Source organism: Pseudomonas sp. AN-B15 (assembly GCF_019056475.1).
In the GTDB taxonomy this organism is placed as follows: Bacteria; Pseudomonadota; Gammaproteobacteria; order Pseudomonadales; family Pseudomonadaceae; genus Aquipseudomonas; species Aquipseudomonas parakoreensis.
In genome coordinates this window covers 3,295,057-3,312,370 of the sequence record NZ_CP049737.1, presented here as the reverse complement: position 1 = coordinate 3,312,370, position 17,314 = coordinate 3,295,057, and the positions used below count along the sequence as shown (strand labels likewise).

Below are 17,314 nucleotides of genomic sequence, written 5' to 3'. Positions count from 1 at the left end.
CTCTGTGGAGTTTTTCACCGAATACGCCAGCTTCCTGGCCAAGACCGTAACGCTGGTGGTCGCCATTCTGGTGGTGCTCGCCAGTTTTGCTGCGTTGCGCAGCAAGGGCCGGCGCAAGTCGTCCGGGCAGTTGCAGGTCAGCAAGCTCAACGATTTCTATAAAGGCTTGCGTGAGCGCCTGGAGCAGACCCTGCTCGACAAGGATCAGCTCAAGGCCCTGCGCAAGGGCCAGGCCAAATCGGAGAAGTCCGAGAAGAAGCAAAAGAACAAACCCGAGGCCAAATCCCGGGTGTTCGTGCTGGATTTCGACGGTGATATCAAGGCCTCGGCCACCGAGAGCCTGCGTCACGAAATCACCGCATTGCTGACCCTCGCCACGCCGAAGGACGAAGTGGTGCTGCGCCTGGAAAGTGGTGGTGGCATGGTGCACAGCTATGGTCTGGCCTCATCGCAACTGGCGCGGATCCGTGAGGCCGGCGTGCCGTTGACCGTGTGCATCGACAAGGTCGCCGCCAGCGGCGGCTACATGATGGCGTGCATCGGCGAGAAGATCATCAGCGCTCCGTTCGCGATTCTCGGCTCGATCGGGGTAGTCGCGCAGCTGCCCAACGTCAATCGTCTGCTGAAAAAGCACGACATCGATTTCGAAGTGCTGACCGCGGGTGAGTACAAACGCACCCTCACCGTATTTGGCGAAAACACCGAGAAGGGCCGGGAGAAGTTTCAGGAAGACCTGGACATCACCCACCAGTTGTTCAAGAACTTCGTGGCCCGTTATCGGCCACAACTGGTCATCGATGAAGTGGCTACCGGAGAAGTCTGGCTGGGCGTCGCGGCGCTGGACAAACAATTGGTCGATGAACTCAAAACCAGCGACGAATACCTGGCCGACAAGGCGAAGAAAGCCGAGGTCTACCACCTGCATTACGCCGAGCGCAAGAGCCTGCCGGAACGCATCGGCATGGCCGCCAGTGGTTCGGTGGAACGCGTGTTGGTGAACGGCTGGAGTCGCCTGACCCAGCAACGCTTCTGGTAAGCCACTTGCATAAAAGGCCCTTCATTGTTCTGCAATGAAGGGCCTTTTTATTGAGGTGGTATATATGTATTTTTTAAGTTTGAAATGTTGATTGTGCGAGCGTTGGTTTGATCTGTTATTCGCGCTTTTATAAAGAGGTCGGCTCGCTAAGCTGATGACTCCTTTAAGTGCGTGAGATCATCAATGTCCTCGTTAACCGATACAACTGCGTCAGCCACGCCAACTTCAGAACAGAAAGGCCTCTTTTTTTATTTGATCAAAAAGAATGCACCGCCCTGGATATTGGCGGCTTCCGGGGCGTTGCGCCGCGAACTCTACGACAGCCTCATTGAAAGTCATCGCACGCGCAGTACCGCAGGCGCGCTCCTGAACAAACTGCAGTCACCCGAGCAATTCTGCTCCCCCTTGCTGGCCAAGGCCATGTCCGACAAGCTGTCCATGCCACTGGACGTGTCCGGCGTGGTGTTTCAGCACGTGCGATCAACGTCGAGCCTGCTGGGACTGCGCAAAAAACTGGTGCTGCCGATCAATCGCGATCTGCTGGCCGCCGCGTGCGAGAACTTCGAATCCCGCGAAACCGAGGCAAAAAACTACAGCGACACTTCACTGATCTATATCCCACAGAAACTGAACGCTGGCGTGGCTTCGATATTGCCAATACAACCCCATGACTTTGCGCAATTGTGCCGGACACTGGATCTGGGCAAGCAATATCAGACTCATCTTGAATCGGTATTTGAACTTAACGTCGAATCGAGCAATGTGCTTAGCCAGTGCGCTGCCCATGTGCGAAGTTGTTTTGATGTGGATCGGCATATTGCGCTGATGAAGAAACATATCAGCACGTCGGTTCACCAAATGTTGAAGGCCGTGAAGGACGGCGACAGCACGATCAAACTGGGGAAAAACACCCTCGGGTATCAGAGTCTGGAAATGTTCAACATGACCCTGCATGGCCCGTTGTTCATCGGGCCTGTCAGCGAGCATGCCGACGATGATTATCGCTGCGTCGTTTACCTGCCGGGCGATCCGCTGCATCCGCTGAAAGAGTACGCCTCGTTCACCGACTTTGAGGTCGAGTTGAGCGGGCGCCTGAAAAATCCGGCGTTCAAGAAGTTCTTCATGGGCTTCCTGAAGCTGGGCGAGCGGGCGGCCTTTCAACAGGAACTGAATATTCGCCTGTATCCCGGTGGCAGTTCACTACTGACGGGCACCGGCACTTACGTGACGTTGACGGGTGTCGATATCGAGGGCGATCCCTTTACCGGGATACACCGTCAGCAGGTTACGCGGACCTTGGCCGACGCCCGGCTTCTGGTGGTTCCCACGGATGATGAAGACGAGAAAACCCGCCTCGCACGCCTGGAGACCTTCAAGGAAATCGGTATCGATCTATTGCTGGTCGCGGCCTCGTTTTTGCCCGGAGTGGGTGAAGTGCTGTTGACGGTGGGTACTCTGCAACTTCTGTCGCACGTCTATGAGGGCATTGCGAGTTGGACCCGTGGCGAGCAGGAGCAGGCCACGGATCACCTGTTCGATGTCATCGAAAACATCATTCTGATGGCCGCTTTTGCCGCCGGGACGAAAGTCGTCGGGGCGGCCTATAAAACTGTCAGGTCGTCGGCCTTCATCGAACGTTTGATCGTGGTCAATCCGGGCGGTGGACGCCTGCGCCTGTGGAAGCCGGACCTCAAGGCTTTTCGTCAACATCGGCGGTTGCCCAAAGGATTGCCCGTCGACGAGCGCGGGTTACGTTGGCTCGAGGGACAGGCTTACGTCACCCTCGACTCCGTTCGGTACGCAGTGCATCAGCAACCCGAGACCGAACTGTGGGAAGTGCTGCCTCCACCGGGCGCAGCAGAAAGCTACCGTCCGTTGCTCGAAACCAATGACCGCGGCGCCTGGCGTCATGACTCGGAGCGGGTGCAGGAGTGGGGGCGGCTGACGTTGTTCCGTCGTTTCGGCTACACCAGAGAAGCGATCCCGGACGCCATGGCGACGCGTGTTCTGGCGGTCAGTGGACTTGATGACAGCGTGTTGCGGCAGGTGCATATCGATCAGGTACAGACCCCGGCACTGTTGGTCGATACCGTGCAACGTTTCATGGCGGACGCTGCAGTCAAAGCGTTTATCGAACAGTTACAGACGCCGAGTACGGCAGCGCTGGCCGACCCTGATCTGCAGTTGCATGTGCTCACCGCCGCAGCGAAATGGCCCTCCGATAGCGCAATCAGCGTGGTCAACGCATTGGATTACCCAGTCAACCGTTACGGTTCGCAAACTGCCAAGAGCGTTATCCGGCTGACTGAGGACGCGCTGCACAAAGGTCAGTTGCACCGTTCGCTGCTGTCGAAGCTGTCGCGCAATCAGCGAGAAAGCCTGCTCGGCAACGCGTCGACGAACACTGAAGTACAAGCACAGGAACTGGCACGGATCGTTGCCGAACAGGCTCAAACCGCGCGCCCCGATTTGTTCCGGCGGGTATACCAGCGTAGCCAGGTCCCAGGCCATCCCCGGGTCGCGGTACTGATGCAACACTTTCCCGAGCTGCCCGCCAGTGCCGCCGAAGAGCTGGTGAATAATGCGTTCAGTGGCGAATGGCGCGAGCTGGACGCGAAGCGCGTGCCCTTGCGGCTGGCGGAGGAGGCCCGGCGCTATCAGCAGATGATCCGTGTCTGTCGCGCCTACGAAGGTCTGTATCTCGACGGGGTGGGAGGGCAGTACACCAATCGACTGGTGCTCGATGCACTCAAACACCTCCCGGGCTGGTCGGACGCCGCGTTCGTGCAAATACTCGAATGGACCGCGACCCATGATTCGGCAGCCGCGATCGGGCCGGCAACAGCGAGCGAGCGCACGGTGGTCAGCGTGTTCGAGGATCGAATCAACGTCATTCAGGGCACCGACGCACCGCTTGTCACATTCACCAGGCGCACCCGCGAACACTATTTCCGCGCGCTCTGGATGGGGCTTTCGGCACAGCGCAGGACGGCGCTGGGCGTACAGGCGGAAAATGGTGCTGCCGCATTGCAGGAAAAGATTACCCGCGTGGCGCAGGAGCGACGGACGATCTTCGCGCAGAGCGTTGGTGCGCGTCTCGGAGAGCTGTCACCCATGGGACTGGCCGAGCGTACTGCTGTCGTGTCCGGTGCGACCTCCGGCGAGGTGACCAATGTCATGGTGCGCCGGGCCCTGGAGCTGTATCCGATGCACACCCCTGCGCAGATTCATCGTCTGCTCAACGCTCTGGGCACCAACGAAATCAAGGTACTGATGAAGCTCGAAGCGCTGCGGCTGGAGTTTTTCGCGCTCCGAGAAACCTTGAGTCGCTGGGTCAGCCGTCAGACCTGGCATTTGAGCGCCGATGGCACACGGCAGCCGACTCCCCGAGACAGCAAGCTGCGCGCCATGCGCGCGATCATTCGCAGTTGGCGCAAGGAGCCGGGGAATGTGGCTGCAGACCAAAGTTTATATGGCACCTTGCGGTTCGCGCCGGAGCCTTTGGGGGAGCTGCCGCCGGTGGTGGCCGATTTCAGTCATGTCGGGCGGGTCATCATGGACGGTGTGATGCCCCATGCCGGACTGAACGAATTTCTGCGCAACTTCAGCCAGTTGCGCAGCCTGTCACTGAGCGACAATCAGCTCAGCCAGTTGCCCGAGTCGCTGGAGCGGATACGTTGGCTGACGCATCTGGACCTGAGCAACAATCGCCTGCAGTCCTCTGAAGCATCGCTTGCTCAATTGGGGCGGATGAAAGACTTGCGGGTGCTGCACCTTGATTTCAACCCGAACCTGGCGCAGTTGCCCGATCTCGGTGGGCTGACGCATCTTGAGCAGTTGACCGTGCGCGGTAGCCGGATGACACACTGGCCACAGCGCCTGTCCGGGCTGCTCCGATTACAGTTGCTGGATCTGCGCGACAATCGGATTGAAACCCTGCCAGCGCAGGCGTTCGATACTACTCAATTGCCGCAGATGATTCGCTTGCACGGTAATCCGTTGTCTTCCGAGACGCTGAAAAACATCGCGACTTATCAGCAGACCTTCAGTGGTCGTTTCGGTGTGACGGCGATGGAGGGGCGCAAATCCCCCCTGCAAACCGTGGCGCGGGAAGATCAGAGTGTGCAGTGGCTGGCCGGGGAAAGTGCCAGCGTGGCGTCGTCCCGGCGCGAGGTATGGGAGGCGCTGCGCGCGTTACCTGATTCCGCTGACTTTTTTCAAGTGCTGTTGCAACTGGTGCACACCGCAGAATTTACCCACGTGTATCCGCATTTGCGTCAGCGTGTCTGGGATGTGGTGGACGCGGCTGCCGGCGATCAGCGCCTGCGTCGGTCATTGTTCAATGCGGCGCGCAGTGCCAGGGTCAGTGTCAGTGTCGACGGCTACAGCGCGTTGTTCAGCGAAATGGAAGTGCTGGTCTTGTGTTTCCGGGCGAGCGCGGCGGCCTCCGCTGGTGTGCAGGTGCTGGAAGCGCAACTGGTGAGTCTGCTCAAGGGCCTGTTCCGTTTGCACGAAGTGGAAAGCCTTGCGCTGGCGGACATCAGCGCACGTTTCCACACCGCGCCGATGGACTACGATCAGGCGCTGCAAGTCAGCCTGGCCTATCGGGTTGGTCTGGCGCAACGCCTGAACCTGCCGGCGCAGCCGCAGACGCTGAGCAAACCCTTGAATATCGAGGTATCGCCGACCGTCCTGGATCAGGCCTTTCAACAGGTGCTCAAGACCGAAAGCAGCGGCGCCTTACGCGACTGGAGCGTAGCGCAGACGTTCTGGGTCGAGTACCTGGAGTCGGCTCACGGTGATCGGTTTTCCGCCGTGAACGAACAGACGTCGCGGGAAATGGCTCAATTGGAAGGGCAGATCGAACTGACGCGCGAGGCGGCCTCGACGCAGATGAATGCCATCCTCGACAACTTCGGTAATCAGCGCCGGGAATTGATCGGGCAACTGACGGATCAGGCGTTGGCACGCCACGCCGAACTCGACGCAGCAAAGGCCGCGACGGCTGAAATGATGGAGGCTTGATGCGGCGTCGCTTGCACGCAACGCTTGGCGTTAACGCCCGGAATGAACAACGCCTTGAGCCCGATTGCAGGCTCAAGGCGTTTTTCGATCAGCGACGACGGAACAGCGGCAGCGGTTCGTCGGTGGCGGCCTGGTAGGTGACCGAGAAGTCCTTCAGGCTTTCCAGTGCTTCGTACGGGTCTTTGTCGGCGCGCAAGGCGAACGCATCGAAACCGCAGCGGTGCATGTAGAACAACTGGTCACGCAGCACATCGCCAATCGCCCGCAGTTCGCCTTTGAAACCGTAACGGTCGCGCAGCAGGCGGGCGTTGGAGTAGTTGCGGCCGTCGGTGAAGGCCGGGAAGTTCAGCGCGATGACCTGAAACTCGGCCACGTCGTTACCGATCTCCTCGGCTTCTTCATCGGCGTCCAGCCACACACCCAGTCCGCCGTCGCGGGCCTTGAGCATGCGGCTGTGTTCACGCCAAAGCTGCAACGGAACAATCAGATCGTCGCAATTGCTGATGTCGTCGATGTTGAAATCTTTCGGCAGCAAGTGCCAGGTTTCGTCGACGACTTCGTTGTTCTTAATGATTCGCTGCATAGACGCGTTCCTTGAAGAGGTCGATGCCAATACGCTGGTAGGTGTCGATGAAGCGCTCGTCTTCGGTACGTTGTTCAACGTACACGTCGATCAGCTTCGAGATCACGTCCGGCATGTCGTCCTGGGCAAAGGACGGGCCGAGGATCTTGCCCAGGCTCGCGTCACGGCTGGCGCTGCCACCGAGGGACACCTGGTAGAACTCTTCCCCTTTCTTGTCCACCCCGAGAATGCCGATGTGACCGACGTGGTGGTGACCACAGGCGTTCATGCAGCCGGAGATGTTCAGGTCCAGCTCACCGATGTCGAACAGGTAGTCCAGGTCGTCGAAACGGCGCTGGATCGATTCGGCGATCGGGATCGACTTGGCGTTGGCCAGCGAGCAGAAATCACCGCCCGGGCAGCAGATGATGTCGGTCAGCAGGCCAATGTTTGGCGTGGCGAAACCGCTTTCACGCAGTTCGCCCCACAGGGTGAACAGTTGGCTCTGCTCGACATCGGCCAGGATGATGTTCTGCTCGTGCGACGTGCGCAGTTGGCCGAAGCTGTAACGCTCGGCCAGGTCGGCGACAGCGTCGAGCTGCTTGTCGGTGATGTCGCCCGGAGCAACGCCGGTCGGTTTCAGCGACAGGGTCACCGCGACATAACCCGGCTTCTTGTGCGCCAGGGTGTTGCGCGAGCGCCAGCGGGCGAAACCCGGATGCTCCTTGTCGAGTTCGGCCAGGGCCGCGGTCTGGTTCTCCAGAACCTTGTAGTCCGGATCGACGAAGTGCTTGGCGACGCGATGCAGTTCGGCTTCGGTCAGTGTGGTCTGGCCGCCGCGCAGGTGCTCCATCTCGGCATCGACTTTTTGCGCGAAGACTTCGGGGGTCAGCGCCTTGACGAGGATCTTGATCCGCGCCTTGTATTTGTTGTCGCGACGGCCATAGCGGTTGTACACACGCAGGATGGCGTCGAGGTAGCTCAACAGGTCCTGCCACGGCAGGAACTCGTTGATGAATGCGCCGACCACCGGGGTGCGGCCCAGGCCACCGCCGACCAGTACACGGAAACCCAGTTCGCCGGCGGCGTTGTGGACCGGCTCCAGGCCGATGTCGTGAACTTCGATGGCGGCACGGTCAGCGGTCGAACCGTTGACGGCAATCTTGAATTTGCGTGGCAGGTAGGCGAATTCCGGGTGGAATGTGGTCCACTGACGGACGATTTCGCACCATGGGCGTGGGTCGATCACCTCATCGGCGGCGACACCGGCGAACTGGTCGGTGGTGACGTTGCGCAGGCAGTTGCCGCTGGTCTGGATCGCGTGCATTTGCACGGTGGCCAGTTCCGCGAGGATGTCCGGAATGTCTTCCACCGCCGGCCAGTTGAACTGCACGTTCTGCCGCGTACTGATGTGGGCGTAGCCCTTGTCGTAGTCGCGGGCAATCTTCGCCATCATGCGCACCTGACGGGAAGTCAGTTGGCCGTAAGGCACCGCCACGCGCAACATCGGCGCAAAACGCTGGATGTACAGGCCATTTTGCAGGCGCAGGGGGCGGAATTCTTCTTCGCTCAGCTCACCTGCCAGATAGCGTCGGGTCTGATCACGGAACTGCTTGACGCGGTCCTCGATGATCCGCTGATCGTACTCGTCGTATACGTACATATAAGTCCTGTTCTCAGGCTTTGGGCTACTCGGAAAACGCTGCGTTTTCGCTTGCTGGAGTCCGATGGTGCCTCTGCAATTACGCGCGCACGGCCGCGCACTCCCTAACGGAGCCGGGGCAATATACCCGTTTGCAGTTATGCGCAAAAGTGATGTTTGAGTATATGTAAAGAACCAAATCGCCTAACGAGAATAGTTGTTGATTAACCCACATTTGTCGCGGGGACAATCATCGTCTTAACTGTGATCGAGTCTTTCTGCAATCACCGATAAAACCGACAAGAGGCGATGCAATGAGCAATCCGACCAAGGCAAAGAAAAGCGATAGCAGTGTCGATGCATGGGCCATTCTGTTCCTGATTATTCTGGTCGTAGGGACAGCGGTATTCTGGGTCAGCCATCAGTAAACGACCGATCCGGGTCCGCTTCCGACGATTGTCGGACAAAAAACGGGATCAGGCGTCAATAGCCGCTGATTCGGGGGCTATAATGCGCGGCCATTTTTCCTTGGGCCCGGGTCTTTCATGTTGAAGTTTTTCTGCCTCAGCCTCCTGCTGTTCGGTGCGGTTTTCGGATCCGCAGCCCGGGCCGAGTCGGTGCTGTTCCTCAACCCGGGTACGACTCAGGAAGCGTTCTGGGTCAGCTATTCGCAATTCATGCAAGCGGCGGCTCACGACCTTGGCGTCGATTTGCAGATCCTCTATTCCCGACGCCAGCCCGAACTCACCGTGGCCCAGGCCAGGATTGCCCTGCAGGGACCGAACCGGCCCGACTACCTGATGTTTGTCAACGAGCAGTGCGTTGCACCACAGATCCTGCGGCTGGCGGAAGGCAGCGGGGTCAAGCTGTTCATGGTCAACGCGGTGCTGACCGCCGATCAGCAGGCGCTCGTCGGCGAGCGGGCCGATCGCATTGGCAGCCTGGTGCCCAATGACGAGGAGGGCGGCTACCTGATGATGAAAGAGTTGATTCGCTTGCATCCGCCAGTGGCGCGAGACGAGCCGATCGAAGTGCTGGCGTTTTCCGGTCTGAAGATCACGCCATCGGCGCAATTGCGCGAGCGCGGCATGCAGCGTGCCTTGGCCGAGCATCCTCAGGTGCGCCTGCGACAACTGGTGTACAGCGGCTGGACACGGCAGCGCGCCTACGAACAGGCGCGGCAACTGGTCAGCCGCTATCCGAAGGTGTCACTGGTATGGTCGGCGAATGACGAGATGGCGTTCGGCGCCATGCGCGCGTTTGTCGAAGCGGGCAAGGTGCCGGGCAAGGACGTGCTGTTCAGCGCGGTCAATACCTCATCCGAGGCGTTGCAGGCGGTGATCGATGGACGCCTGAGCGCACTGGTGGGCGGTCATTTCACCCTCGGTGGCTGGGCGCTGGTGGAGTTGCATGATTATGACCACGGCGTCGACCTGGCCCGTTACGGCGGTCGTGATCGCCAGGTGCCGTTGCTGCAACTGATCGACAAGCATCAGGCCCGGCAAATTCTGGCCATGGGCTCGGCACCGGGTTACGGGGTGGGCTTTCGCAAGCTGTCCGCCAAGGGGCGTCCGGCCTCGTATCGTTACCCGTTCGAGCTGCAGACCCTGATGCACTGACCGCCCTCAGACCCCGGCGAAATGCAGCACCAGTTTGACGATGGCAAACAGGGTCAGGGCGAACACGGCGGTGAAGCCGATCCCCAGGATCACGAAGTGGCTGGGCTTGCCATGGGTGAAGTCCCTTGCCCGATTCTTCCCGCTTTGCACGCCAAATGCCGCCGCCATCACGCTGTGCAGCATCTGCCAGAAGCTCGGTGGTTTGTTGTCGACTGGATCGTCCATAAATCCCCCGTCCGAAAGGCTGTCCCGACAGCATAGTCAATCCTGCGGGTTGTGCCGTGGTCGCACGGGAGATCCTGACGGGTCCGGTCATACGCCCACGGCCATGCGATAACTATGTACCGCAGGTCACTGCGGCGGACATGGTGTCCTGTGCTCCCATTATTCAGGAGAGACAGGATGTCCCATCATTCCCCGACGTTGCCCCGTGCGCCCGTCAGCGCCAGCGTCCACGGCAAGTTGCTTGAGCAGATGATCCCCGATTGGCTGATTGCCGCCTCGCCAGCCCGGCAAGCCGCGATGAAAGCGGCCAGTACCCGTCCACCGCCCGGCTATCACGAATTCCCGCAGAAACAGCAACAAGCCTTGAAAGACCAGGTCACGGCTGCCTTTGTCGCCCAGACCCGACTCGACAAGACCATGGCCGGCCTCGAAAGCGTCGAGGCATTTGCCCAAACGTTGCTTGGCGAGGCACTCAAGGATCAGTTCAACGTCACGGTCGATCTCGGCAAGACCTTGCTGTGCCTCAGACGGCCCTTCGAACTCGGAGTGCTGGAGGTGGAAGTGTCCACCTTCGAAGTGTTGAAACTGCCATTGCTGCAAGCGGCACTGCACAACTTCGAGGCCTGGGAATGTGAAGCAGGGGCCTATCACGCCAAATCCGGTTTCGTGGTCGAGACAGCGACCCCCGGCGAGTTTCAGGCCGCAGAAGTCGGCATCTCGGTCAGTCAGTTTCTGACGCTGTGCCGTTCACTCGACGTCGGTTCGCTTTATCAGGCACGGATCAAAGCGTTTTTCGAGAACAACGACACCTTGCGTGGGCAGTTCATCGTCAGTCAGAAGGCCGCGTTGCGTGCCGCCGCGCAATGGGCGCTGCTGAAAAAGGACATCGAGCCTGCCGACTACCGGATGATTCTGTCGGTGGTGGACGGTCAGATCCACCCGCAACTCGGCGGCAAGGCCGTGTGGTTTCGCGATCTGAGCCTGATGAAGCGGCGGATGACCGGTTGCGTCGTGTTCAGCATCAGCGAGCGCTACCGCTACACCAACGAATTCATCGTCTACATTCCCCATGACCCGCAACACCCGCTCAAGCGTTACACCAGCGCGCAGATGCGTGAGGTGTTCAAACGCAAGTTCACGGCGACCGACACTACGGCGACCGGGCAAGGACCGACCGCTTACCAGCGGTTTTTCAGTCAGTTCGTGGCCTACGCCGACCGCCCTTACTATTTCAGTCAGTTCACCCAGAAGGCCGCGGACGCCCCGAGTGACCCGTTGCATTCGATCTGGGTCAAGGTCGCACAGCTGATACCGCCACTGTCCACTATCGTGCAGATCAAGGAGTTGCCACCCGAAGTCCCCGGCAAGCGCGAGCCGCACCCTGACCCGTATCTCGACCCGTTTGCCATCACGCGCCAGGACGTTGCCGGGATCTGGGGCGCCAACACCGATTTGTGGCAATACCTTTACGAACAGCACCGGGCCAAATTCATCGCCGACGCGCGCGCCCATGCCGTGCCCACGGCGGACGTCGACGCCCGGGTCCGGGCAGCCAAACTCAATCATCTGCTCGAACTCGGCATGCTGGGGTTGAACATGGTGTCGATGTTTGTCCCGGTGCTGGGCGAAATCATGATGACCGTGATGGCGGGGCAACTGCTCTACGAGTCCTTCGAAGGCGCCATCGAATGGTCAGAAGGCGATCGCGAGGCTGCCAAGGCGCATCTGGTCGATGTGGCGCAGAACCTGGCACTGATTGGCGTAATGGGCGCAGTGGGCAAGGGCGTAAGCCGCCTGCGCGCGGCCTCCGCCGAACCCGTGATCGAGCACCTGCAGCCGGTCGAGCGGCCCGATGGCTCGGTTCGCCTGTGGAAACCCGACCTCGATGCCTACGCCAGCGATATTGTCCTGCCAGCAACTGTCGGGCCCGACGCGCAAGGCGTGTATCGGTTCGACGGCAAGACCTTCATTCGCCAGCAGGGCAAGCTCTATCAGACGCACTACGACGAGAACCTGAATAACTGGCGCATCCTCCACCCGCAGGATCCGGCGGCGTATCAACCGCTCCTCGAGCACAATCGACTGGGCGCCTGGCGCCACACCCTCGAGCGGCCGCTGCACTGGGATCGACTGACCCTGCTGCGGCGCATCGGTCACTCGACTGACGCATTTTCGGATGAGCAATTGCTCGAAATCGCCGACCTCAGTGGTGTCAGCGATGATGCCCTGCGGCAGATGCACCTCGATCACCAGCCGGCGCCACTGGCCCTGGCCGACACGCTGCGCTTATATGAGGCGAATCAGCAGGTCGGGCGCTTGATCGACCAAGTCGAACGAGGAGCCAGGCTTGACGATTCGTACCTGCTGACGCTGCCCATGCTTACGCAAATGCCGCGCTGGCCGAGCGGGCAGATGCTGGAAGTCTTCGACGGACCGCGGTTGTCCGGCCCCAGCCGTCTGTTCGGCGCGCCGTCAGGTGCAATCGAGGGCCCGACGCGTGCGCCGATCCGGATCACCCGCGCCGACGTGCTCGACGGCCAACTGCCTGCGCGCATTCTGGCAACGCTGGATGAGCCGCAAACCGTTTGGCTGTTGGGCGCCGAGCCGGCGCGGGTCATCGAATCCCGGCCGCTGGAGTTGCGCAAACAGATCGCCGATTACCTGCGAACCCGGCAGCCGGCAATGTTCGACAGGCTGTATGACGAACCCGCGCTGAACGACCCGCGAATCGCCAGGCTACAGGCCGCCACGCCGGGGCTGGGCAGTTCGGCGGCAATCCGTGTATTGCTCGAGGCGAACGCCGAGGAACTGACGCGTCTGCAGAACGGTGGGCGGGTACCCTTGCGGCTGCTGGAGATCTCCCGTGAATATGCCCGGCTGCGGCGTTTCAACCATGCGATTGCCGGTCTGCACATGGAAAATTCGGCCGGCGGCGACAGCCAATGGCTGGCCTTGCGCGCCCTGGAGCGGCTGCCGGGCTGGTCGGACGAAGTGCGTCTGGAAGTACGCGAAGGCAGTGTCGACGGGCCGTTGATCGACAGCCTTGGCGGCGAAAGCGCCGGTCAGACTCACTACCTGGTCAAGCGCGGGCCGGTCTATCAGGCGTACAGCGCGCACGGGGAAGCGCTCAACGGCGTCCCACGGCGCGGGGACAACTTTTTTGCCTCGATCCTCCATGCGTTGCCCGATCAGACGCGACAGGCTCTGGGTTTTGCCGAGGTTTCGCGTAGTGCCGGACTGCGCCGGGCAGTGATCGAGTATGTGGCCCGCCATCGCACCGAACTGGCTCGGCTGGCGAGCAGGCGCCATGGCCACAAGCAGCGCTTCAAGGCGCCGGTGCGGGTACGCCAGCATGGCCTGGGTTATTACGCCAGCGGTCGCGGCGAAGGCGTGAACCCGCTGCTGGTGACGCGCGTGCAGGACGTGTATCCGGCGCTCACCGATCAACAGGCGGGCGGGTTCATCCTCAAGCAATTGGCCGCCGGGCGAACTGACGCGCAGATCTACGAGATGTTGCAACGGCGCCTGCGTGAATGGCAGGCGCTCGAATCGACACTGGCGCAATGGGAAGGTGTGCCTTCCCCGGAGCCGACGCTGCAATCGATGATCGGCGGCAAATCCAGCGTCGTGCGCAGCCTCAAGCAGAGCTGGCGCCATGCGCCGCTGGCCGACAGTCAGGCGAGTGCCGCACGCCTCGATCTGACGTGCGACGAGCCGTTGCCGGAGCTGCCGGCAGATTTCTCGCATGTGCGCGACCTGCGCATCAGAGGGCGTTGCATCACCGATGCCAACGGCGATGAACTGTTGAGCCATTTCCCCAGGCTCAAGGCGCTGCGCATCAATGCCACCGCAGAAACGTTTACCAACGTGCCGGCGGTGCTACAGAACATGCCGGAGCTGACTGACCTGACGCTCTACGGCGCGATGCCCTATGCCGCCGACATGCCGGAACGCCTGGCTCAGTTGACCCGACTTGAAGCATTGAGTGTCAGCACCTCGAGTTATCAGTCGCTGGCGTTCGACGTCAGCGGCATGCGCAATTTGCGCAGCCTGGACATCGTCGCCTATTCATTGTTCGACTGGCCTGCGGGTGTGTTGGAGTTACCGGCCCTGGAACGTCTGAACCTCAGGGACACGAGCATCAGCACCGTGCCCGCCGAGCTGCTGCAGGGGCACGAAAAACTCTGGTCGGGGCTGTCGCTGGACTGGTCAAGATTCTCCCGGGAAAACTTTGCGGGCGTGTACGAATACGTCAAAACCCTGCCGGAGCACCTGATCGATCGAGAGACCATGGTCAGGGATTATTGTCGCGGCGAGTTGCGGCGCCTGGGCGAGGGCGTGCATCAATCCACCGAGGGGATATTCCATCGTTTCTTCGAGCAATGGCCCGATGAGCAGCAGCGTTTCACCGCCATCAATGCCTTGAGCGATCAATATGCGGCGCTGGAACGTGAACTCAGTCAGTGGCAGCAGCGCCTGGTGGTGTCGGCAGAATCGCTGTCCGAACTGATCGCGCGATCAAACCTGGTCCATGTGCTCAAAGCCAGTTGGCGCAACGGGTTGTTCAAGCGCTATGGCGCAACGATCAGCGCCTCGACCGTGGATTTGTCGGGCTTGAGGCTCAGCGAGCTTCCGGTGTTGCCGGCAGACGCCTTTGCGCATGTACGCACGCTGCTGCTCAATGGCCAGCGGGTTGCCGGCGCGCAGATGCGCGGGTTCATCAGCGCATTCAGCGAAGTCCGCACCCTTGATCTGAGTAACAATGCCTTGCACGAATGGCCGATCGAGTCGCAGCGCCTTTCGCGCCTGATGCACCTGGACCTCGCCGACAATCTGTTGACCGATGGTTCAAGCCTGCAGAGCGGATTGAGTGAGTTGCCTGCGCTTGAACAGCTCAATCTGCGGAATAATCCGCTGAGCGAGCTGAATGTGGGCAGCCTGCAGCGTTTGAAGGCCCTCGACCTGCAGCGCACGCACCTGCAACACTGGCCGGCAGGCGCAGAAGGCTTGCCGCAACTGTCGTGGCTGGACCTGCGCGATACCCGTATCAGCACGCTGCCGCCCGTCGTGCTTGAGAGCACCTCACTGCTCAACACCAACCTGACCGGTGCGCCCCTGACCGCAGCGGCGTCGGCGCAACTGCGTTCGGCGCAACTGCGGCTCGAGCACGACCTGGGTCTGCCTGCCGGCGCGCTGGATGCGTTTGCCCGGGAGCCGGTGCCGGCGACGTTTCCCCCAGCGGAGAACGGTTTGACCGTGGCCCGCCAGTTGCTGCCGTTGACGCCGGCACCCGTCAGTACCGGGCTGGTACGCATGCGCCAGAATCTGCAGCGGATGCAGCCGGCCTTTAGCGATAAACAAGCCATGCAAGTGATCGAGGCGCTGCGTAGCGATGGCGCCACTGATGTGCAGATTGCCGAGCAGATCACGGGCTGGAGTCAGACGTTTGAAACCCTCGTTCGCCGACTCAATGGCTGGCTGTATACCCGGGAAACCCGTGGAGCTGACTGGGTCATCTCTTCGCAGTCGCGCAGCCTCGCGGCGTGGCGCATCCTCACCTGCTGGCGTGCCAGGTTAGCGGTTGCCGGGGGCGATGCGGTTCTGGATCTCAACGGCCTGCAATTGGGCGATCTACCGGCGCTGCCCGAGGATTTCGGGCATGTCGGCAGCCTGGATCTGACAGGCACTCGGGTAACGGCCGAGGGCAGCGACGGGTTTCTCAAGTCGTTCACCCACCTGCGTCATCTGACCCTTAATGGCAATGCGCTCACAGCGCTGCCTGAAGGCGTCCGGCAGATGCCGCAGCTGGAGCGACTCGAGCTTTCCAGCAATCACTTCAGCGGCAACGAGGACCTGTATGCCGCGCTGTCCGGTCTGGAGCATCTGCAAGCTCTGGACCTGAGCTACAACTACCTTGATGCGTTCGATGTCAGCTATTTCGAGCATTTGCAAAATCTGGATCTGCGCAACAACAATCTGGCCGAATGGCCGGCCGGTGCGCTGGATGCGCGGCACCTGCAGACACTGAACCTCAGTCGTAACGACATCACCGCCATCCCCGAAGAGGCGCTGGACGGTCAGCACGATGAGCTGATGGACGGCACCGACCTGACTGACAACTACAACCTGTCGCAGGAGTCCCTCGAAAGGCTCAGGGCCTATCAGACGGTGGGTAACCGCCAGCGGGTGCTCGGTTTTTCGAGTTCCGATCTGGAGGAAATGGCTGACGACGTTGCCGGCGGGCTCAGCGAAACCACGGAGAGCATCGAGTCGGACGAATCGCTCCCGGACGAACAGGCCCATGCGCAGCAGAAAGCGCCGTGGCTGGCGAATCTGCCGCCGGAGCAGGCGTCCGCCCGAGACCGGCTCTGGGATCAACTGGCTGCGGAACCGGACAGCGGGGCATTCTTCCATTTGCTTGACCGATTACAGGACACCCAGGAGTTTCGCGTGGCCAATGCCGACCTGACCCGACGGGTCTGGAGGGTCATGGAGGCTGCCGCCGCCGACAGTGAACTGCGCGAGGTGATTTTCGCCGGCTCGGCCACCCATGGAACGTGCGTGGACGGGCGAATCCTCACGTTCAGTGGCCTGGAGAGCAAGGTCTTTACCTACAACGCCTTGCTCGATTTGCCGGCCGGTCGCCCGGGAATTCGCGGCGAGGCCTTGTTGTCGTTGTCGCGGCAGCTGTTCCGGCTGGACAAGGTCGATGAACTGGCGAAAGCGGCGGCTGCGCGCAGTGGTTTTGACGAAGCCGAAGTCCGCCTCGGCTACCGGATCGGTCTGACCGGTGGCTGGGAGGATGGACTGGAATTGCCCGGGCAGCCGAAAAACATGAAATTTGCCTCCGGTGTAACGCCTCAGCAGTTGTTCGATGCGCGGGCCGAGGTGGTTAGCGCGGAGCACTCCGACCGGTTTCTGGAGGATCTGATCCAGCGCGATTACTGGCTGGATTACCTCAAGGAGCAGCAGCCCGAAGCGTTCAGACAAATGGATGAAGGGCAGTTGATGGAGGAGGGCGAGGACGACGGTCTGAGTGTTGACGACCCGCTTTATCTGAGCCGGTTGTTCGATCAGGCAGCGGCGCGCAATGCCAGGCTTATCGAATTGACGCGACAGGCGATTGAATGGATCGGTTTGTCTGCCGACAAGGCACCAATGCCCGGCTCATCCGGGCAATCGTCAGGCGCGTAAAACCTGGTGAA

The 17,314-nt window shown here is 60.7% G+C and carries 7 protein-coding genes; 4 read left to right on the top strand and 3 right to left on the bottom strand.

Features of this window, described 5'->3' with window-relative positions; all coding sequences use genetic code 11:
- The first annotated feature begins 4 nt into the window (after positions 1 to 4).
- Together sohB and GTQ41_RS14800 are read left to right on the top strand one after the other, a co-directional pair.
- Positions 5 to 1,036, top strand: coding sequence for a protease SohB (gene sohB / locus GTQ41_RS14805; RefSeq protein WP_047291441.1), 1,032 nt, complete (start codon positions 5 to 7; stop codon positions 1,034 to 1,036).
- A 420-nt stretch (positions 1,037 to 1,456) separates the two neighbouring features.
- Positions 1,457 to 6,061 (top strand): NEL-type E3 ubiquitin ligase domain-containing protein, encoded by a 4,605-nt coding sequence (locus GTQ41_RS14800; protein ID WP_230679360.1) that lies wholly within the window; start codon positions 1,457 to 1,459, stop codon positions 6,059 to 6,061.
- Between the two features lie 88 nt (positions 6,062 to 6,149).
- On the opposite strand, the gene GTQ41_RS14795 is transcribed toward GTQ41_RS14800, so the two are convergent.
- Together GTQ41_RS14795 and GTQ41_RS14790 are read right to left on the bottom strand one after the other, a co-directional pair.
- Positions 6,150 to 6,644, bottom strand: a complete 495-nt coding sequence (locus tag GTQ41_RS14795) for a DUF934 domain-containing protein (RefSeq protein WP_047291445.1) — start codon at positions 6,642 to 6,644, stop codon at positions 6,150 to 6,152.
- On the bottom strand, positions 6,628 to 8,286 hold the full coding sequence (locus tag GTQ41_RS14790; RefSeq protein WP_047291448.1) for a nitrite/sulfite reductase: 1,659 nt from the start codon (positions 8,284 to 8,286) through the stop codon (positions 6,628 to 6,630). Before GTQ41_RS14790 ends, GTQ41_RS14795 begins: the two co-directional genes overlap by 17 nt.
- Before the next feature lie 524 nt (positions 8,287 to 8,810).
- Here GTQ41_RS14790 and GTQ41_RS14785 point away from each other — a divergent pair.
- A complete protein-coding gene (locus GTQ41_RS14785) occupies positions 8,811 to 9,884 on the top strand; it encodes an ABC transporter substrate-binding protein (RefSeq protein WP_217325294.1) in 1,074 nt (357 codons plus the stop codon).
- A gap of 6 nt (positions 9,885 to 9,890) precedes the next feature.
- On the opposite strand, the gene GTQ41_RS14780 is transcribed toward GTQ41_RS14785, so the two are convergent.
- Positions 9,891 to 10,109: a DUF2970 domain-containing protein gene (locus GTQ41_RS14780; RefSeq protein ID WP_025112547.1), complete on the bottom strand. Its 219-nt coding sequence runs from the start codon at positions 10,107 to 10,109 to the stop codon at positions 9,891 to 9,893.
- 177 nt (positions 10,110 to 10,286) lie between these two features.
- Here GTQ41_RS14780 and GTQ41_RS14775 point away from each other — a divergent pair, with 177 nt between their 5' ends.
- Positions 10,287 to 17,303, top strand: a complete 7,017-nt coding sequence (locus GTQ41_RS14775; RefSeq protein ID WP_047291454.1) for an NEL-type E3 ubiquitin ligase domain-containing protein — start codon at positions 10,287 to 10,289, stop codon at positions 17,301 to 17,303.
- Positions 17,304 to 17,314 lie beyond the last annotated feature (11 nt).